Source organism: Ruminococcus sp. RTP21484sp1_RTP21281st1_A8_RTP21281_210402 (assembly GCF_040914025.1).
GTDB classification, from domain to species: domain Bacteria; phylum Bacillota; class Clostridia; order Lachnospirales; family Lachnospiraceae; genus Blautia_A; species Blautia_A faecis.
The window spans coordinates 1-20,306 of record NZ_JBCPGE010000052.1; the positions used below are offsets into that span (position 1 = coordinate 1).

19 protein-coding genes and 1 pseudogene are annotated in these 20,306 nt (G+C 40.8%); all 20 read left to right on the forward strand.

Going from position 1 to position 20,306, the window contains the following annotated elements; all coding sequences use genetic code 11:
* Positions 1-844 (forward strand): recombinase zinc beta ribbon domain-containing protein (locus AB5170_RS18885; protein ID WP_368365135.1); only part of this gene is annotated, 844 nt, incomplete at its 5' end.
* 90 nt (positions 845-934) lie between these two features.
* A pseudogene (locus AB5170_RS18890) lies at positions 935-1,018 on the forward strand (Maff2 family mobile element protein); the annotation flags it as partial.
* A gap of 4 nt (positions 1,019-1,022) precedes the next feature.
* A complete protein-coding gene (locus AB5170_RS18895; RefSeq protein ID WP_005426566.1) occupies positions 1,023-1,895 on the forward strand; it encodes a VirB6/TrbL-like conjugal transfer protein, CD1112 family in 873 nt (290 codons plus the stop codon).
* A 14-nt stretch (positions 1,896-1,909) separates the two neighbouring features.
* Complete coding sequence (locus tag AB5170_RS18900; RefSeq protein ID WP_005426563.1) at positions 1,910-2,338, forward strand: PrgI family protein; 429 nt, start codon at positions 1,910-1,912, stop codon at positions 2,336-2,338.
* Entirely contained in the window at positions 2,262-4,775 is a 2,514-nt protein-coding gene (locus AB5170_RS18905; RefSeq protein ID WP_368361648.1) for a VirB4-like conjugal transfer ATPase, CD1110 family, read from the forward strand. The genes AB5170_RS18900 and AB5170_RS18905 overlap by 77 nt, the downstream gene beginning before the upstream one ends.
* Positions 4,776-4,802: 27 nt before the next feature.
* Entirely contained in the window at positions 4,803-7,643 is a 2,841-nt protein-coding gene (locus tag AB5170_RS18910) for a CD1108 family mobile element protein (protein ID WP_049940438.1), read from the forward strand.
* Positions 7,644-7,655: 12 nt separating this feature from the next.
* The gene (locus AB5170_RS18915) at positions 7,656-7,904 is read left to right on the forward strand and encodes a DUF4315 family protein (protein ID WP_173770066.1); all 249 of its coding nucleotides are present in this window, start codon (positions 7,656-7,658) and stop codon (positions 7,902-7,904) included.
* Positions 7,888-9,387 (forward strand): CD1107 family mobile element protein, encoded by a 1,500-nt coding sequence (locus AB5170_RS18920; protein ID WP_173770065.1) that lies wholly within the window; start codon positions 7,888-7,890, stop codon positions 9,385-9,387. Before AB5170_RS18915 ends, AB5170_RS18920 begins: the two co-directional genes overlap by 17 nt.
* Positions 9,388-9,435: 48 nt before the next feature.
* Positions 9,436-10,911, forward strand: coding sequence for a DNA topoisomerase (locus AB5170_RS18925; protein WP_173770064.1), 1,476 nt, complete (start codon positions 9,436-9,438; stop codon positions 10,909-10,911).
* A complete protein-coding gene (locus AB5170_RS18930) occupies positions 10,908-12,830 on the forward strand; it encodes a recombinase family protein (protein WP_117468932.1) in 1,923 nt (640 codons plus the stop codon). Before AB5170_RS18925 ends, AB5170_RS18930 begins: the two co-directional genes overlap by 4 nt.
* Complete coding sequence (locus AB5170_RS18935) at positions 12,827-13,210, forward strand: TnpV protein (RefSeq protein ID WP_117578208.1); 384 nt, start codon at positions 12,827-12,829, stop codon at positions 13,208-13,210. Before AB5170_RS18930 ends, AB5170_RS18935 begins: the two co-directional genes overlap by 4 nt.
* A gap of 109 nt (positions 13,211-13,319) precedes the next feature.
* Positions 13,320-13,568, forward strand: a complete 249-nt coding sequence (locus tag AB5170_RS18940) for a ferredoxin (RefSeq protein ID WP_117468933.1) — start codon at positions 13,320-13,322, stop codon at positions 13,566-13,568.
* Positions 13,546-13,836 carry a molecular chaperone gene (locus AB5170_RS18945; RefSeq protein WP_117578210.1) on the forward strand — a complete coding sequence of 97 codons (291 nt, stop codon included), beginning with the start codon at positions 13,546-13,548 and terminating at the stop codon, positions 13,834-13,836. Before AB5170_RS18940 ends, AB5170_RS18945 begins: the two co-directional genes overlap by 23 nt.
* A 265-nt stretch (positions 13,837-14,101) precedes the next feature.
* Positions 14,102-14,671 carry a DUF6560 family protein gene (locus AB5170_RS18950; protein ID WP_117578212.1) on the forward strand — a complete coding sequence of 190 codons (570 nt, stop codon included), beginning with the start codon at positions 14,102-14,104 and terminating at the stop codon, positions 14,669-14,671.
* 390 nt (positions 14,672-15,061) lie between these two features.
* A complete protein-coding gene (locus AB5170_RS18955; protein WP_009255108.1) occupies positions 15,062-16,294 on the forward strand; it encodes a hypothetical protein in 1,233 nt (410 codons plus the stop codon).
* A gap of 167 nt (positions 16,295-16,461) precedes the next feature.
* Positions 16,462-16,971 carry a DUF5104 domain-containing protein gene (locus AB5170_RS18960; protein WP_009255107.1) on the forward strand — a complete coding sequence of 170 codons (510 nt, stop codon included), beginning with the start codon at positions 16,462-16,464 and terminating at the stop codon, positions 16,969-16,971.
* 273 nt (positions 16,972-17,244) lie between these two features.
* Positions 17,245-17,715: a hypothetical protein gene (locus AB5170_RS18965; protein WP_003864560.1), complete on the forward strand. Its 471-nt coding sequence runs from the start codon at positions 17,245-17,247 to the stop codon at positions 17,713-17,715.
* Between the two features lie 197 nt (positions 17,716-17,912).
* Positions 17,913-18,551: a CHC2 zinc finger domain-containing protein gene (locus tag AB5170_RS18970; RefSeq protein WP_003864559.1), complete on the forward strand. Its 639-nt coding sequence runs from the start codon at positions 17,913-17,915 to the stop codon at positions 18,549-18,551.
* The gene (locus AB5170_RS18975) at positions 18,463-19,839 is read left to right on the forward strand and encodes a virulence-associated E family protein (RefSeq protein WP_009255106.1); all 1,377 of its coding nucleotides are present in this window, start codon (positions 18,463-18,465) and stop codon (positions 19,837-19,839) included. Before AB5170_RS18970 ends, AB5170_RS18975 begins: the two co-directional genes overlap by 89 nt.
* 251 nt (positions 19,840-20,090) lie before the next feature.
* A complete protein-coding gene (locus AB5170_RS18980) occupies positions 20,091-20,288 on the forward strand; it encodes a hypothetical protein (RefSeq protein ID WP_003864557.1) in 198 nt (65 codons plus the stop codon).
* The last annotated feature ends 18 nt before the right edge of the window (positions 20,289-20,306 follow it).

The window sequence follows — 20,306 nt, forward strand, 5'->3', positions numbered from 1 at the left end:
CCAGAAAAAGGACTACCGTTTCAAAATCGGCACGATTGGGGAAAAGAAGCCGGAGGACTGGATTGTGGTGGAGGGGCAGCATGAACCGCTGATTGACCGCATGAGCTTTGACATTGTGCAGAATAAGCTGAAATCCCGCCAGCGTCCGGGGCAGACCAATGAAATCAGCCTGTTTGCCGGACTGATAAAATGCGGCGAGTGTGGGAAGTCGCTGACGGTACGCTACACAAACGCAAAACATCCTCAGCAGATTTATTCCTGCAAGACCTACAATGCCTTTGGAAAGAACCACTGCACCCAGCATCGGATTGACTATGACACCCTTTACAGCCATGTGCTGCGGAAAATCCGGGAATGTGCCAAAGCTGCCCTGATGGACGGGGAAGCGGTTGCCGACCGCCTGACCAATACCTGTGAAGCCGAGCAGCGGGAACAGCGGGAAGCAATGGAACGCTCCCTTACAAGGGACGAGGAACGGATTGAGGTTCTGGACAAAATGGTAATGCGGCTTTATGAGGATATGATTGCAGGGCGTATCAGTGAACAGAATTTCAACACCATGCTGGAAAAGACACAGACCGAGCAGACGGAGCTTAAAACAAAAGTGTCCGAGAGCAGAAAGCGGCTGTCCGATGAAGTCCAGCTTGCCAATGACGCAAAACAATGGGTGGAAGCCATTCAGGAATACGCCAACATCACAGAGCTGGACGCAGCCACCCTTAACCGCTTAATCAAAGAAATCGTCGTGCATGAGCGCATTGACGAAGATAAAACAAGACACATTTCTATCGAAATTCATTTTAATCTCAAACCCATCCCGGAGGTGGAACAGGTCACTGCCTGACCTGTCCCGCCGGGACGGTTCTCTTAAAAATACCATATAGATTTTTTGTGCGCCGCCGCCCGCCATCGAGCAGAGTTTTACACCTAATTGGGGATAAAACAGTTGATGGCGGGCGGTGGCATCGTACTGATTGGAATAAACCTGATTCCACAGCTTGCAACTTTGTTTGGATAAATAAATGGGTGGAATAACCGAAAAAATAACAGAGTTCATAAAGGATCTGCTAACAGGCTGGATCACATCAAACCTGGATACCATGTTCACCGATGTAAATACCAAAGTAGAAACGATTGCTACAGAGGTTGGGAAAACACCCCAAAATTGGAACAGTGGCATTTTTTCCATGATAAAAAATCTGTCGGATAATGTCATTGTCCCCATTGCGGGGATGATTATTACATTTGTACTGTGTTATGAGCTGATTTCCATGATTATGGAAAAAAACAATATGCACGATACGGATACGTTTATGTTTTTCAAATACATTTTTAAGATGTGGGTAGCGGTATATCTGGTTACTCATACTTTTGATATTGCGATGGCAATTTTTGATGTAGCGAATCATGTGGTATCCAATGCTGGCGGTATGATAACCGGTTCCGCATCTATTGATGTTACAGAAGCATTGAAAACGCTTCTTGAAACGCAGATTGAAGATATGGGAATCGGAGAATTACTGGGGCTTGGTCTGGAAACGATGCTGGTCAGTTTATGTCTAAAAATCATATCAGTCCTGATTACCGTCATTTTATATGGACGAATGATAGAAATATATCTTTATGTCTCTGTGGCACCTATTCCGTTTTCAACATTTACGAACAGGGAATGGGGAAGTATTGGAAATAATTACGTGAAGGCATTATTAGCGTTGGGATTCCAGGGATTTTTTATGATGGTATGTGTTGCGATTTATGCAGTTCTGGTAAATGCTATTACAGTTGCGGATAATCTTCATACAGCTATCTGGTCAGTTGCAGCATATACAGTTATTTTATGTTTCAGCCTGTTTAAGACCAGTTCCCTGGCAAAATCAATCTTCAATGCACATTAGGAGGAAACAAGAATATGGCATATGTTCCAGTGCCGAAAGATTTTTCAAAAATAAAGACAAAATTAGCATTGAATTTAACTAAAAGACAAATTATATGTTTTTCTCTGGCAGGAATTTGTGGTGTTCCGGTCTATTTGCTGACAAAAGCAGGACTGGGAACAGATGTGGCAGCAACGCTTATGATCATAGTGATGCTGCCATTTTTCTTTTTTGCAATGTATGAAAAGGATGGATTTCCAGCAGAGAAAATATTGCTTCACATTATCCGGCAGAAATTTTTAAGACCTGGAATCAGGGTCTATCGTTCCCAAAACTTATATGACCGGATTATAGAGTACGATAAATTAGAGAAAGAGGGTGCATGGCTTGAGAAAAAGGCAAAAGAAGCCAGGGAAGCGAGAAATCCGTTCCATTTCCTTAAAAAAGCAGACCGAAAAAAATAAGAAACAGAAAACCGGACTTACGAAAGAGGAAAAAAAGCGTCTGAAAGAACTTCGGATGATAAAAGCGGAGAATCAGAAGAAGAGGAAGCCTTTTACAGCGCAGGATACGATTCCATATAAGGAAATATATAAGGATGGTATCTGCAGAACGGATGATAACTATTATTCAAAAATGGTGCAGTTCTACGATATAAATTACCAGTTAGCGCAGAATGATGATAAAGCGGCTATTTTTGAGAACTATTGTGAGTTCCTGAATTCATTTGACAGCTCTGTTGAGGTACAAATTACATTTCTTAATCAACAGGTGAATTTTGATGAGTATGCAAAAAATATTGATATTCCAGAGCAGGATGACTGTTTCAATGATATTCGGAAAGAATATTCGGATATGTTGAAAATGCAGCTTTCCAAAGGAAATAACGGGCTTGTAAAAACAAAATATATCACATTTTCCATTAAAGCGGATAATCTGCGAAATGCAAAATCCAGGCTGGAGAGAATTGAAGCCAGTGTGTTGAATAATTTTAAGGTGATGGGAGCCATGGCAGAGCCTTTAAATGGAGTAGAACGTCTGAAAATTCTGCATGATGTGATGAATATGGACACAAAAGAATCTTTCCATTTCCATTATGGGATGGTTGCAAAAACAGGTCTGCAGACAAAAGACTTTATTGCACCTACCGGATTTGATTTTCGCAATGACAGCTATTTTCGGATGGGACAGACTTTTGGATGCGTGTCATATTTACAGATTACATCACCAGAACTTACGGATAAACTGTTGGCAGATCTGCTGGATCTGGAAGAGAATCTTATCATCAATATGCACCTGCGTCCCATTGATCCCAAGGCAGCTATTAAAAGCCTGAAAAGCACGCTGTCAAATATTCAGAAAATGAAAATTGAAGAACAGAAGAAAGCGGTCAGAAGCGGATATGATATGGATATTATTCCAACGGACATTTCTACATACGGAGAGGATGTGGAGGGATTGCTCAATGAAATCCAGTCCAGGAATGAGAAACTTTTTGAACTTACTTTTTTGCTGATGAATACAGCGGACAATAAGAGAAAACTGGACAATATTGTGTATCAGACGGCAGGAATCGCCCAGAAATATAATTGCAATATACGGAGACTTCAATATCAGCAGGAACAGGGACTTGTGGCATCACTGCCACTGGGAATGAACCAGACTGGAATACAGAGAATTATGACTACGACTTCTACAGCAATCTTTGTTCCGTTTACCACACAGGAACTTTTCCAAGGCGGTGAAGCTCTTTACTATGGCTTAAATGCACTGTCAAACAATCTCATTATGGTGGATCGGAAACGATTGAAAACACCTAACGGCCTGATTTTGGGTACTCCTGGTTCCGGTAAGAGTTTTGCAACGAAAAGAGAAATTCTCAATGTTTTCTTGATTACAGACGATGACATTATTATCTGTGACCCGGAGGGAGAATATTTTCCGCTGGTAAATGCCTTAAATGGTGAAGTTATTAAAATCAGTGCAAAAAGTAATGATTACATCAATCCTATGGAAGTGAACCTGGATGTTATTTATCATCCGGAGAAATACAGGATTAATGGCGATGTGGAGGATATTGATACCATTATTGCTGATAAAGCAGAGTTTATCACATCTTTCTGCGAGGTCATTATGAAGAAACCTCAAAATGCAGAATTAAATGGTGATGAGGTTTCCATGATTGACCTGTGTGTAAAAGACATTTATAAAAAATATCTTTACAATGATCCAAAACCGGAAAATATGCCGACTTTGCAGGATTTCTATGAACGTCTGAACTTTTATGCACCAGATAAACCAGCAGCACAGAACATTGCCAACAGTCTGCAGTTGTATGTAACAGGATCGCAGAATGTATTTAACCATCGAAGTAATGTCGATACGCAGAACAGAGTGGTATGCTTTGATATCCGGGAACTTGGAACCACACTACGAAAAGCAGGGATGTTGATTGTCCAGCATATGGTTTGGACAAGAGTATCACAGAACCGCAGTCGCAGGAAATCAACCCGTTATTATGTGGATGAATTTCACCTTTTGCTGAACCAGCCACAGACTGCTAATTATTCTATTGAAATGTGGAAGAGATTTCGTAAGTGGGGTGGAATCATTACAGGAATCAGTCAGAATGTAACAGATTTTCTTGGCTCTCTGGCAGTAGAAAGTATTGTGGGAAACAGTGATTTTATCCTGATGTTAAATCAGCACAGCGGGGATCAGAAGATCCTTGCGGAGAAATTGAATATTTCCAAGCATCAGATTTCTTTTGTAAATAACAGTAATGCAGGAGAAGGGCTGCTTTTTTACGGAAATGTAATCATACCTTTTGCAGACAGATATCCGCAGGATACCAGAACCTATGCTTTGATGAGTACTAAACCGGATGAGATTCAGACTTAACGGACAAAAAAGCAGAGGTGAGGTACATTGGGAAAACAAAAATATACGGCGAAAGAGAAGAAAGTCAGCCGTATGACCAGAAATGGTCTGGTTGAGGAAAATCTTGCAACAAAGGAGACCAGAAAAGTTACAAACAGCGATCAGGAGTTGCCTTATAAACAGAAGGATGTAGAACAGGCATTTATTACTTCTGAAAAGAAGAAAAACTCTCATAAAAAAGCTGAAAAGAAACAATTTTCCGAAAAAGTTCAGGAGGGAAATCCTGCCAAAAAAGAAGAGGCTGCAAACAGTCCTCCGGGAAAACGAAAAACACAGGGACGGTACAGATATCGGGACAAGCCTGCAGGTGTATCTGTGGATTCAGCGGTAGAAATACGTGAGCGCAAAGAAAAACACAGGAGCCAGTATCAGCGACAGAAAAAGAAACAGCAGAGACTGCAGTTTGGAAAACTGGAGACAGATGGAAGTCTGAAGAAAGAAAAGAAAACTTCGGCTGAAACAGATGGAGGACATTTTCAGGCAGAGAAGAATGATGTTTCTACAAACCGAAAAAAAGGAAAGCAGAAATATAGCCGAAAAACAATAAAAACTTATCAGGAAGTGGATAAGGCTGCAAGAAAACAGGAAGCTGAGAGGCAGAACAAAATTCCGAAAGATTCTGTTTATACCAAGAAAACAAATGAGGAACAGAAAGCAAAGGTAAAGTACCATTTATATTTCGACAAAAAAACAGGGAAAACGGATGGTAAAAAGAAAACCTTGTCTTCTGTTCCAAAGAAAGCATTAAAAAATGCAGTATATCAGAAAGCAGGCGAAGACGAAGAGGAAAACAGTGCTGTAGATGCAGCACATAAGCTGGTGCGTTCAGGTGAGTGGATATTACAGGAACATAGCAGTAGAAATATCCGGAAGAACCGCAGTCAGATACATAAAGAAAACCGTTTAGAGCAAAGAGCCTGGAAGAGTGCATCCAGGTATCAATATCAGAAATATCTGGAAGAACATCCAGAGATGCAGAAAAAGCTGATCAGAAAATTAATACAGAAGCAGAGGATTAAGCGAGAGTATCAGATGGCATACCGGGCTGGGAAGATTGCAAAAGAAACAAAAGACACCTCAATCCGGTCAGTAAATCTTGCTACTAAAATTGCAAGAAAGGCACAGGAAGTATTTGTAAGAAATGTAACTACTCTGATCTCAATGGGGTTGTTATTGATTTTGCTTCTTTCCGTAATGACAGGATTTGCTTCCTGTTCGGCTATGTTTTCTAATGGAATTTCTACGGTAATCGCTTCCAGTTACATTGCGGATCCGGACGAAATTGAAAAAGCAGAGTTGTATTATACGCAGTTGGAAGCCAGTCTTCAACAGAAAATAAACCAGATGGAAGCCCGGTATCCAGGAAAAGATGAATACAGATATAACATTGGTGAAATCGGCCATGATCCCCATACATTGATCAGTTATCTGACTGCCAGGTATGGGGATTTTAAGTTTGATGAGATAAAAGGAGAACTGGAAACAATTTTTTCTTTACAGTACGGAATCACCGTAGAGGAAAAAAGTGAAACCCGGCAGGAAACATCTACAATACAGGTAGGGCAGTCATTGGGAAATGTTGTGACCAGTGGATACTGTAACTGTCCTATCTGCTGTGGCGTGTGGAGTGGAGGACCAACTGCTTCAGGGGCAATGCCACAGGCTAATCATACGCTTGCGGTTGATGCTGCAAACCCATTTCTTCCAATGGGGACGAAAGTAGTGATGAATGGGATTGAGTACACCGTAGAAGATACTGGAAACTTTGCCCAGTATGGTGTCCAGTTTGATGTTTATTATGATAATCACGCAGTAGCTGAGGCACATGGTCATCAGACCTGGGAATGTTTTCTGGCAGAGGGCAATCAGAACTCTGTGGAAGTTACCCGTACAGTAACTGCAGATGTACTGAATGTTTCTGTTCAGGCAAAACCGCTTAGAAGTGTTATTCTGTCCAGAATGGAAGAGGATGAGCAGGAAATTTATGAAGAGGTCTATTCCAACAGAGGAAATTTACAGACATATAAAACTCCGGTTGAGTTAAACTGGTATGCCTATATCAGTACCTATTATGGGTATTCTGTAAACAATGGAACCGGGCAGACACAACTTCACAGAGGTGTGACGGTTAATGTACGACAGGGAACAGAAGTGAAGTCAGCGATGAATGGTTTTGTTGTAGATGTAGGATATAGCGGAACTTTTGGAAATTATGTAGTTACGCAGGATAAAAAAGGTGTGCAGATTAAATACGCTTATCTGCAGAGCATTTCGGTAGCAAATGGTCAGGAAGTAACAACAGATACTGTAATTGGTACAACGGGAAGTACAGGAAGTGCAACCGGAAGCCAGTTATATTTGGAACTGGTCAAAGATGGGGAATATTATAATCCTGTTTTTTATATCAGTACCGGAGATAGCGGGCTGTATGGTGGAGGCGGCAGTTATGATGATGAGACTGTGCGGAGATTATTTGCGGAAGCAGACAAATATCTTGGTATGCCGTATGTATGGGGCGGTTCCAGCCCGGAGACTTCTTTTGACTGTTCTGGTTTTGTAAGCTATGTGTTTACCAATTCGGGTGTCTGCAATATGGGAAGACTTACTGCACAGGGAATTTATGACATTTGTATGCCTGTATCACCAGAAGAAGCAAGGCCAGGAGATATTATCTTTTTCACTGGGACGTATGATGCGGGAGAGCCGGTTACCCACGTAGGAATTTATGCCGGAGATGGACAGATGATCCATTGTGGAAATCCAATTCAGTATACGTCCATTAATTCTGCATACTGGCAGTCTCATTTTTATGCTTTTGGCAGGCCATAAGGAGGGGCGTATTTGAACATTGAACGAATAAAAGAAGAACTTGCAAGAACCTACGTTAAGATTGAAAAGCTACAGAAAAAAGCAAGGAATCTGGAAGAACAGAAGAAACAGGCAGAGGATATGGAGTATCTAAAAATTATCCGAAGCAATGGAGTTTCCGCAGAGGAACTTCAGTTGATGATTGATATCAGCAAGGAGGAACAAAAAAAGATATTGGAAACCAGAGAAAAGGAGCAGACAGAAAATGAAGAAATTTCATAAAAGAGCAGCTGTATTTTTAACCGCAGCTACGTTAGCAGGACTTCCGGCAGGAGCTTTCTTTTATAGTTCGCCCGGAAGTCTGACTGTATGGGCAGATAATGTAGAAGTGGAATCATCAGAAGAAAGCAGCCCGGAAGATGTTGATTTTTCAGATGGATCAGAAGTTGAAATTCATGCAGATCCAGTGGAACAGGCACAGGAAGATGCAGGAAATGATGTGACGGAAACACCAGAAGTAGGGATTACCTTTACAGAACCCGAAGGCTGGCAGACAGATACGGCAACCGTAAAAATTCAAGTGGAAGATACAAAGAATACAGGTGCTTTTTCTATTGCAAAAGTAGAAGCAAGACTTTCAGAAAATGGAGGATGGTCAGACATAACCGGAAATATGGAAGTATCCATCTCTTCTAATTGTAGTGTTTATGTGAGAGTTACCGATCAGAATGGAAATACTTATGAGCAGAATCGTTACATAGAGTGTTTTGATAAAACTAAACCAACTATTATTGCGGCTGCGAAGAATGGGATACTGATCGTGCAGGGAGTTGATGCGGAATCGGGAATTGCTGCTTTGTATGTCAATGGAAATGAATTCACAGAACTGACGAATAATACGTTAAATGTCCGTTTGCAAAAAGCGGATACTTCCTATGAATACTTTACCCTGCAGGCAAAAGACAAAGCAGGAAATATGTCAGAGATCTATAAAGTAGGAAACCCTTATTATGAAAATCCAGATGCAGTAAAAGAGAATACAGAGGTTTCCGAAACGGAGCAGAATGCAGCTTCTTTGCCAGCCGATGGAACTGCAAGTAAGCCCACCAGTGCTACTGCAACCGTAACGGAACATCAGACAACGAACGAGACTGCTACTGCACCAACAGAACCAGAAAACACAGGAAATGAAACGGATACAGAAGCAGATACCGGACGGGTGCAGGGAGAAAGTTCTGCTTCCGGCATGACAACAGGAACAGTTCAGGACAAAGGGGGAAAGGAATTTTATACGATCAAGACAAAAAGTGATAAGGTTTTTTATCTGATTGTAGATAAGGATAAAACGGATGAAAATGTTTATCTTCTTACAGAGGTAGGCGAAAATGATCTTTTGAACTTTACGGATACCAACATGGTCACACTTCCACAGAACCAGGCTATTGCAGAATCTGCACTGCCACTTGAAACAGAGAAGATCACAGAGACACCGGAACCAGAAGTTACGATCATACCGGAAGAAAAGGAAGAACCTGAGAAGAAAAGCAATAATTCCGGCACGATTTTATTAATGCTGCTGGTTCTGGCAGGAGTTTGTGGTGCTTACTATTATTGGAAATTTATGAAAGGAAGAAATACTTCTTTTGATTATGAAGAGGACGAGGACGACGATGAGGAGGAAGAAGATACAATTCGTGAGGATGATGAAGAATTAGAAGAATATGAAATGGAAGGTGAAGTAGAAGACGAAGAATCAGAGGAATAACTTTGTTTCACTTAATTACAGCGACAGGTGCAGAAAGGAGATAGAAAATTGCAGCTTGTAATTGCGGAAAAACCCAGCGTAGCCAGAAACATTGCGAAGGTGCTTCATGCCACAAACGTAAAAGATGGCTATCTGGAAGGAAAAGAGTATCTGGTTTCCTGGTGTATTGGGCATTTGATTGAACTGGCCAGTGCAGATCAGTACCGGTATGACTGGAAAGCATGGAAATATGAAACACTTCCCATGATCCCGGAGAATTGGAAATATCAGATTAAAGAAAGTACCAAAGGGCAGTTTCGGGTTTTAAAGGAACTGCTTCACAGAGCAGATGTCACAGAAATTATATGTGCAACAGATGCAGGAAGAGAAGGGGAGTTGATTTTCCGTCTGGTATATAACCAGGCAGAATGTAAACTTCCCTTTAAAAGACTGTGGATTTCTTCCATGGAGGAAAAAGCAATTCTGGAAGGATTTCAGCAGATGAAAGATGGACATGAATATGATAATCTTTATTATTCTGCGGTGGCGAGAAGTGAAGCAGACTGGCTGGTGGGAATTAATGCCACCAGACTGTTTACGGTGCTGTATCACCATCGGTTGATTGTAGGTCGGGTGCAGACACCTACACTTGCAATGCTGGTGGAACGGGAAAAGAGCATCGAGAACTTCCAGAAAGAGAAGTATTATCTGGTTCATCTTCTGATGGATGGATTGGATGCTGTAAGTAACCGGATAAAAGAGAAAAGTGCTGCCGTTCAGATGATGGAGGATATGAAGGATGAAACTGCACAGATTCTTTCAGTAAAGAAAGAGAAGAAAAAGGTACAGCCGCCGAAATTATATGATCTGACCACATTACAGAGGGAAGCAAATCGTCTTCTTGGATTTACGGCACAGCAAACCTTGGACTATACCCAAAGCCTTTATGAGAAGAAACTGGTGACGTATCCAAGGACGGATAGCCAATATCTTACAGATGATATGGAAGAAAATGCGTTTTTGGTTATTGATGCGGTAAATAGAGTATTTCCAGAAATATCAATGAAGGGTTCGGAACCAGAGATAAAAAGACTTTTAAACAGCAAAAAGGTATCAGATCATCATGCAATTATACCAACGGTAGAAATTGCAAACACGGATTTAAAAGCACTTCCGGGTGGAGAAAAAGAAATTCTTATGCTGATTGCATCAAAGTTATTATGTGCATCGGAACAGGAATACATATATGAGAGTATTAAGACTGAAATTTCCTGTCATGGAGAACTGTTTACTGTATCTGGAAAGAATGTTCTCCAATATGGATGGAAAGAAGTGGAAGAACGGTTCTTTAAATCATATGGGAAAAATGCAGAAAAGCCAGAAGAGGAGGAAAGTGATTTTCCAGATATAAAAATAGGACAGGTATTTGAATGTGTTGTTGTAAAATTTAGTGAACATTTTACAGCACCGCCGAAACATTATACGGATGTGATATTTTGTGAGCGTAAGGAGTGGATAGGAATTGAAGAAAGGAGTTCAGCATGAGAAGAAAAAAAGATAAAAGCAATGGCATTACTGCTTTGTATGAAAGACTGTCTCGTGATGACGATAATGCTGGAGAGAGTAACAGTATAGTTCATCAAAAGCGAATGCTTGAAGATTATGCTATAAAACATGGCTTTACGAATCTTGTTCATTTTACCGATGATGGTTGGAGTGGAGCGACTTTTGACAGACCTTCATGGAACAGACTTGTTGAAGGTGTTAAAAACGGAGAAATCACTGTCTGTATCTGCAAGGATATGTCCAGAATCGGCAGAGATCATCTGCAAGTAGGTTTTTTCACTGATATTCTGTTTAGAGAAAAGGAAGTTCGATTTATAGCAATCAATAATGGTATTGACAGTGACCGTCAAGAAACCAGTGAGTTTGCCCCTTTTCTGAATATCATGAATGAGTGGTTTGTCAGGGACACAAGTAAGAAAATTAAAGCTGTACTGAAATCCAGAGGTTCTTCCGGCAATGCGCATACAAGTAATATCCCACCATACGGCTATTTGAAAGACCCCGAAAACCACGACCATTGGATTATTGATGAAGAAGCTGCTGAAGTAGTCCGCAGAATTTATCGTATGACTATTGAGGGAAAAGGACCTTATCAGATAGCAAGAGAACTTTCAGAAGAAAAAATTGAAAGACCCTCTTATTATCTTGGAAAAAAGGGACTTGGAAATCATGCAAGCAACTATGACAAAGAAAATCCGTATATGTGGCGAGGCAATCAGGTTACTACTCTGATTGCCCGACCAGAGTATATCGGAAAGACTGTCAACTTCAGGACATTCAAAAATTCCTATAAGGACAAAAAAGTGAAAAGGACAAATAAGGAAGATTGGGTGGTTTTTGATGATACACAAGAGCCTATTGTCGATGAAGAAACATGGCTGCTTGCTCAAAAGTTAAGACAGAATGTAAGAAAAGCAGATCCTATGGGCGAACCTAATGTTCTGACCGGAAAGATTTACTGTGCTGACTGTGGTGCGCCGATGTATAATCACAGGGAACGAAAAGGGCGAGAAAGAATATATTATACTGCTAAAGGAGAAAAAAGGACAAGTTATTCCAATCCGGCAGATTGTTATGAATGTTCCACATATAATCTGGGGCGTCAGAAATATGACCGGCATTGTACTTGCCACCATATTTCAACAAAAGCACTTAAAAGCATCATTCTAAAAACCATACAGGAAACTTGCCACTATGTTTCTTTGAATGAGCAGGAGTTTGTCTATTCTTTGCAAGAAGAATCGGCGATGAAAGATATTGCTGTTTCTGAAACTGTAAAAAAACGCATTGAAAGAAATCAGAAGCGACTTCACGAATTGGATATGCTTATCAGGAAAATCTATGAGGATAATGTGATTGGAAGATTACCGGACAGGCTTTTTCAGAGTATGCTTACTGATTATGAAAATGAGCAGAACGAGCTAAACAAGATTATTGAAACTGACACCGCTGATATGCAACGGATTATAGGCGGTCAAAATAATGTGGAGCGTTTTCTAAAGCTGGTTAAAAAGTATGAGAACATTACAGAGCTTACTCCTGCCATGATAAATGAATTTATAGACAAAATACTGGTTCACGAGCCACAGGGAAAAGGTGCAGACCGCACCACAGAGGTGGAGATATATCTTAACTATGTCGGGCAATTTCAAGTACCTGTGGAGCAGCATGAACCAACAGAGGAAGAAAGGATTGCTGCTGAAAAAGAAGCAGATCGACTTCGCAGAAAACGAGAATCCAATCGTAAGTATATGAAAAAAATTCGTGAGAAATCAAAAGAATTTGCGGAGCATGAGCGTATAGCAGAAGAAAAAAGTTCTGATAGCAATGTGTGTGCTGAACAGAACGCCGTAACCAAATCAAATCGGCAAAAAGTGAGAGGAGAAAAAATAGCATGACAGAATTGAAACCACGAATCCATGATGAAAGCAACGGTCTGGACTATGTTCTTGTGGGCGATTACTATGTGCCGGACTTGAAGCTGCCGGAGGAACACCGCCCTATCGGTATGTGGGGCAGACTGCACAGGACATATTTGGAGCAGTACCGCCCTGCAAGGTTCTCTGCCCTCTGTTTATCCGGCAAACTGCATACTTACCTTGCTGACCTGAACGAACAGGTAGCGGAAAGGTGCAGCCTTGTCATTGAGCAGATGAAACAAGCCGAGGGTGTGACCGAAACCATGAAAGCAGACAATCAGATGTTGTGGGTACAGTCCATGAACTCTATCCGTAACCGAGCCGAAGAAATCATCAGACAGGAAATGATTTACTGCTGATTTTATCAAGTCCAAAACCAACAAATCTATATCGTAAACGAAGCGACAGGTATTTTCTTATGAAGTGTCTGTCGATTTTCATTTATCAAACTTTAAGGAGGAAAACACAATGAAGATGAACCGGAATGAAATGAAAGCCATTTATGCCTTTGGCTGTCCGAACCTGAAAGCAACTGTCGAGCGTTTGCGTATGGTGGCTGCCCTTGCACCCGATCCGGCGACGAAGAAGCTGTTTTATATGCTTTCCGTCAAGCTGAGTGCTGAGGGTGTTGAAAGGTGGTATCGCTGCTTTTACTGCAAGCTGCGTGTGTTGAAAAACCATAGGGAGGGCTGCTATGGCGAGACTTACGAAGATTGAGAAAGAAACAATCGTTCTCTTTAATGAGGGCGAGGACAAGGCAAATATCTACACCCACAACGCCGGATTGAAAAAGAGGTTGGCTGCTTTTGCTAAGAAGTACCCTGACCTTTGCAGACTGGAAAAATCCAATGTTCAAGGCGGTATTTCTTATGAGCTGGCAAAATCCCGTTTGTCTATCCGTTTCCTGCCGCCTTACAGTGAGGAACGCAGACAGAAAGCCAGCGAATATGCGAAAAAGCATGGGCTGAACAGTCAGCAGGGATAATGTGATAATCAGGGCTGATATGCGGTTAAAATGTCAGGTGCAGACCTGATGTTTTGACCGTTGCCTATCGTCTGCAAGGAAAGTATCGGGGACTATGGATTTTGCAGAAATGTGCGTTACAAGGCTTGAACAGGAACTCTGTATACAAAATTTTTTCTTCCATTCTTTAAGTTGATGAAGTATAATGAGATATGAAAAAGTGAGGTTTTAAATACTCGAATTTAAACAATCATTTTTACATATCTGGAACTATGGAGGGCAAAAAATGAATGGTTTTTTACGAATGTGTTTGAATATAATTACACAAATAGGTCCCTATTTAGTTGTACTTCTTCTTTTGACATATATTGTAAATCTTCAACAAAAGAGAGCTAAAGAACGAGAGGAAGAACAGAAAAAGGGAATAATAAGGACGCATTATATAATAAAAACCGAAAAAGTACTTACTATGTTTTTTGTATTGGCGGTGTTTCTTTTTGGGGGAGCTACGGTAGCCAGTGCTATTCAACAAGATGATTTGTTTCCACCACTCGTTTTTAGCATTTTCTTTATTGTTTCTTTAATCGGCTCATTGAATATGATTATGTGGAAACTGGAAGTGAACGGAGATGAAATCACATGGCGTTCAACTTTTGGCAGAAAGAGAACTTTTCACTTTGAAGATATTACCTATTGCGAGAGAAAGAAAGGTTCTATGCGTGTATATGTAAATGGAGAAAAATTATTTACCATTGATAGTAATATTGACAAAGAAGAATTTATGGAGGACATAAAAAGAAGAAGAATCCCTGTAAAATCTTACTGGGCAAATCAGCATAAGAAAAATCGTAAATGACATAGATTTTATAACAGTACGATGTTAGACAACTGAATATGACCGTCAAGGTCAGATGAAGAAACCGATGTATTGAGCGTAAAGCAATCATGCGTCGGTTTTTCTTTTTGCAAAATAGTCCGGTGGACTGTTTTGTAAAACCGAAGGAACTGACAGAGCTTGAGACGGGGCGAAGTCAGTTTGTTCGGGCGGGAGTACAGAGGGTGCAACCCTTTGTGCATGGGTACAGGGAATGCAATACCCCTGTGCAGGTCAAGGGCGGCAGCCTTGCCCAGTTAAGTGGCGTTTCGCCACTTAGTACTGGGTATTACTTGACGCAGAAAGCCGCAAGGAATCAGCTTCGCTGCCCTTCTCCCCTGTCGGGGAAATCAAAAAGAAGGAGGAACTCATGTGAAATTAACAAGGCACAATGGACGAGCCGGAAAGAATGGCGTTTATAATCCGAAGCACAATGACCGCAGTTTTGACATTGCCAACAGCGAACACATTGACGAAGAACGAGCCAAACAAAATCTCTATTGGGACTGTTACAATGGCTTCCGCAATTTCAAAAATCCCGAAAAGGAAAATGAGCTGTCTGCCACTTTTGAAGATGTGGAACAGCTTTTTTATCGTCAGCGGTATCGTGATTTTGTGACCGGACAGAACGAAAGAAATGTGAAGAACCGACACCCTGAAAGAAATAAGGAAACCGGAGATTTGCTCAAAAGTAAAAAGACCTGCCCAGAGGAAACGGTCTATCAGATTGGAACGCTTGATAATCATGTTCCACCAGAACTGCTCATTGAGATCGTCACAGAATTTATGGAAATCGTAAATGAGCGTTTCGGCTCTCATGTCCATATCCTGAATTGGGCACTGCACTTGGATGAAAGCACCCCTCATATTCACGAGCGTCATGTGTTCGACTGTGAAAATCAATATGGGGAGATTGCCCCACAACAGGAAAAGGCTTTGGAAGCACTGGGGTTTGAACTGCCAGAACCGGAGAAGCCTGTCGGAAGAAAAAATAACCGCAAGATGACTTTCGATTCAGCCTGCCGAGTGCTGTTGTTTGATGTGGCGAAAAAGCATGGCTTACAACTGGAAGAAGAACCGGAATATGGTGGTCGTGCTTATCTGGAAAAACAGGACTATATTCTTTTCAAGCAAAAGGAGCAACTGGCAGCACAGGAGCAAAAGTTGGAAGAACTCACGATGAAGATTGAAGATGTGGAAGCTCTGGTGGACGAGGTTGCCGATATTGCCTATGACAAGGCGGTTGAGGTCGTTGCTGATACTGTAAAACTGGAAACGCACAAGGAGGATATTAAGCTGGTGGAGCAGTCTAAAGCGTGGGTTCTCTCCCCTGAGCGTAAGGCTTCAAAGAAAGAAGTTGAGTATGCAGTGAAACGATTGGATGGCGTGATTGCCAGAATCACAAACGCTATGAAATCAACCATTCAGAAAATCCAAACCACGCTGATGAAACCGGAGGTCAAAAAAGCCGGAACGGAGCAAATCAAGAAGAAAGCCAAAAATTCTATTATAGAGCAGTTGAGCCGCAAAAAGAAAGAAATTGCAGAGCGTGAAGTCAGCCGGACGGATCAGGCAAAAAGCAAAAAACAGGATATGGAACTCTAAAGCACTTGCTGTTTTCACTTTGAAAATGACAGGTGCTTTTGCTTTAGGGAGTAAGAAAATATCTTCCATTCTTTAGGTTGATGAAGTATAATGATAGTAAGAAATTTTTTGTAATGACCTTAATCCAATAAGTGATTTTGCAATTATTCAGTAAAGGATGTAATTATATGAAAAAAGTATTGTTGCTTTCCAGTGTGATTATTATACTCGGTTTAACAGGCTGCTCTAACAAATATTTCAATGACTGGTTTAGCTCTGAACAAAATGAAACGGATAAGATGTGTCAACAAATTATCGAGGCATGTAAGCAACAGGATTCAGAGAAACTCAAATCTCTATTTTCCGAAGAAAGCAAAAAGAACATTGAGAATTTAGACACTGAAATCTCTGATTTTTTCGATTATATTGAGGGCAGTATCCAAAGTTTTGAGGGCGATTGTGCATCATCAAGTGAAAGCAACTATGGTAAAAGGAAAACGGAATTGGATGGTATGTATCTCATATTGACAGAGAAGGAACGGTATTGTATGAATTTTTATATGTATAGTGAGGATGATGAAAATGCTCAAAATGTGGGGATATATAAAATTGAAATTGCATTGGAGAGCGAAGTGGCTGAGGATAATTTTATATGGGATAATCCCCCAAACGGTATTTTTGTTGGAGGACAAAATTGATTTTTGTTATGAGAGAACATTAAAGTATAAATTTCGGATGGTATAAGAAAAACTGACTACAATTAAATCTTCACAGCTTTACTAAGCAGGAAATCTGAAAAGTTCTCCTGCTTTTTTGCACTCAAAATAGAATGTGGAACTCTAAGACACTTGCTGTCTTCGTTTTGAAAATGACAGGTGCTTTTGCTTTGGGAGGCAAGAAAAAATCTTCCATTCTTTAGGTTGATGAAGTATAATGTAAGCAACAAACTTGAAGTTTAAGGGGATGATATTATGGATTTTGCTATATTTAGATTGTTTATAAGAGTTTCATTATTTGTTATAGCGTTAATTGCTTGCATTATCTATCTAATTAAAAAAAGAAAACTTATCTATTCGATATTTTTTGATAAAGAAGCGATAAAAAAAGAATATACTGGAAAAAATGATATAATATTTCTTCGATTGGCTAATACCATTCTTGTTATAGTAGCTATTCTTTTAATCTTATATTTGAAAGATTTTGTTTTAGATATGCCTTACATCATAAACAAACAGTATAGTTATGCAGAAGGATATGTAACTGAACAATCTCATGGTGGTGCAGATATATCTTCTGAAAGAAGAAGTATTTTTCTATATGATAAAGTTAAAGATGATGAAATCGAAATCACAGTATTTTCAAGGTATATTGATAAAAATACTTATTTAAAGGTACAATATCTTCCGCATACGAAATATGGTGCTATTGTAGAAATTAAATAATTCATTCTAAAAAGAAAATTTCCAGTTTGTATAACTGGCAACCCAACCACAATTAAATCTTCACAGCTTTGCTAAGCAGGAAATCTGAAAAGGTCTCCTGCTTTTTTGCACCTAAAATTAAATATGGAACTCTAAGGCACTTGCTGTTTTCGTTTTGAAAATGACAGGTGCTTTTTTCGTTTCAGGAAAGGAGTCACATGAATGTATTTGAAGTTGTAAAAGAAAATGTTACTGCCCGACAAGCCGCAGAAGCCTATGGCTTGAAAGTGGGTCGCACAGGTATGGCGTGCTGTCCGTTTCACTCAGATAAGTCCCCCAGTATGAAGCTGGATGAACGCTATTACTGTTTTGGCTGCGGAGCAACCGGAGACGCTGTTGATCTCACAGCGAAGCTATTCGGTATCGGGCTGAGGGAAGCTGCTGTCAAACTTGCTGAAGATTTTGGTCTTAACTATGACAGCCGACAAAAGCCCAGTGTCCGCCCTCGTATTCGTGAGCCGACACCGGAACAGAAGTATCAAAAAGGAGAAAATCATTGCTACAAGGTGCTGACGGATTATTTTCATCTTCTTAGAGAATGGGAAAAGAAATACGCTCCTAAACAGCCGGATGAGGAATGGAATCCCCTGTTTGCAGAAGCACTGCATAAGAAGAACTATATCGAATATCTGCTTGATATTCTTCTGTATGGTTCATTGGAGGAACGAAAAGCACTTGTGGCAGAACAGAGAAAGGAGGTGTTAAAACTTGAACAGCGAATTGCAGAACTGTCAGCAGACAGAACCATGCACAGTAGAAGAAATCCGAAACAGCTTAGAGCAGAGCGAGAAAGGTAAGGTTTATAATACTGCCGCAAATTATAAGCGTGTTCTGCAATATGATCCACTTTTGAAAGGGGCTATCCGAAAAAATCTTCTGACCGAAAGAATCGACATTGTGAAGCCCCTCGGTTGGTATCGTGACAGCCCGACATTGACGGATGTGGATGTGAAATATCTGCTCCTATATTTTGAAGAAAACTATGGATTGACCGTAGAGAAGAAAATCATAGACGCAGTTGCGGTTATTGCCAACGAAAACCGTTACCACCCTGTCTGTGATTTTCTTAATGCCCTGCAATGGGACGGAACAGAACGCATACGCTTCTGTCTGCACCGCTTTCTCGGTTCTGATACAGATGATTACACCTATGAAGCATTGAAGTTGTTTCTGTTGGGTGCTATCTCACGAGCCTTTAAGCCGGGGTGCAAATTTGAGGTTATGCTCTGTCTTGTGGGCGGTCAGGGAGCTGGAAAGTCCTCTTTCTTCCGTTTGCTTGCGGTCAATGATGACTGGTTCTCTGATGACTTGAAAAAGCTGGATGATGAAAATGTGTACCGCAAAATGCAGGGGCATTGGATTATTGAAATGTCGGAAATGATTGCAACCGCTAACGCTAAGAGCATTGAAGAAATCAAGTCCTTTCTGAGCCGCCAAAAGGAAACCTATAAGATACCGTATGAAACACATCCGGCAGACAGAAAACGACAATGTGTGTTTGGAGGTTCTTCTAATACCCTTGACTTTCTTCCCCTTGACCGAACAGGCAACCGCCGCTTCGTTCCGGTTATGGTCTATCCTGAAAGGGCTGAGGTTCATATTTTGGCGGATGAACAGGCTTCCAGAGAGTATATCAATCAGATGTGGGCAGAAGCTATGGAGATTTACAGAAGCGGCAATTTCCGTCTGAGATTCAGTCCGGCTATGAACGATTATCTGAAAGCCCACCAAAAGGATTTTATGCCGGAGGACACAAAGGCAGGACAGATTTTAGACTATCTGGAACGCTATTCCGGCAGCATGGTCTGTTCCAAACAGCTTTATAAGGAAGCACTGGGGCATGATTATGACGAACCGAAACAATGGGAACTGCGAGAGATCAATGACATTATGAATAACGCTGTCACAGGCTGGATGGCGTTCAGCAATCCGAGGTATTTTCCAGAGCCTTACCGCCGACAAAAAGGCTGGGAGCGTATTAGGAACGACAACGAGCCTGACAACAGCATGGATGGTTTTCAAGAAATCCCGACAGAGGAAATGGAACAGTTAGGACTTCCAGAAGAATGGTTGAAGCAAAAATAAAAGCCCGTTGTCGCTTCGGTTGTCGAGCCGGTTGTCGGTCTGGTTGTCGGGCAAAAATCCCGAAAGCCTTGATATTGCGGCACTTTTCCCTCTCTGACAACCATGACAACCAATATTATAAAGAAAAAGGAAATAGTAAAAAGATAGTATCGCCCGATAAAGAAAAAAGGTTTTTTGATGTCCGTTGTCGGAACTTCGTTGTCAGACCTTTCCTTGTCGGGCTTTTTTCATTTAATTAGGAGGAATATCGTATGACAAATATTGTGAACAGTACACTACCCACCCAAAATAACCATTCGGAGAAAAACAAACCGGATGGAGTTTTTGTGATTAAGCAAGGCAAAACAAATTATAAAGTCAAAGTGTTTTTTGACCATAGTAGCGGTTTGACTGCGGAGGACAGGTTGAAACGCATTATTCAGGCAGAAGCAGAGAGAGAATCTGCGTAAGTAATATGAAAAATATCC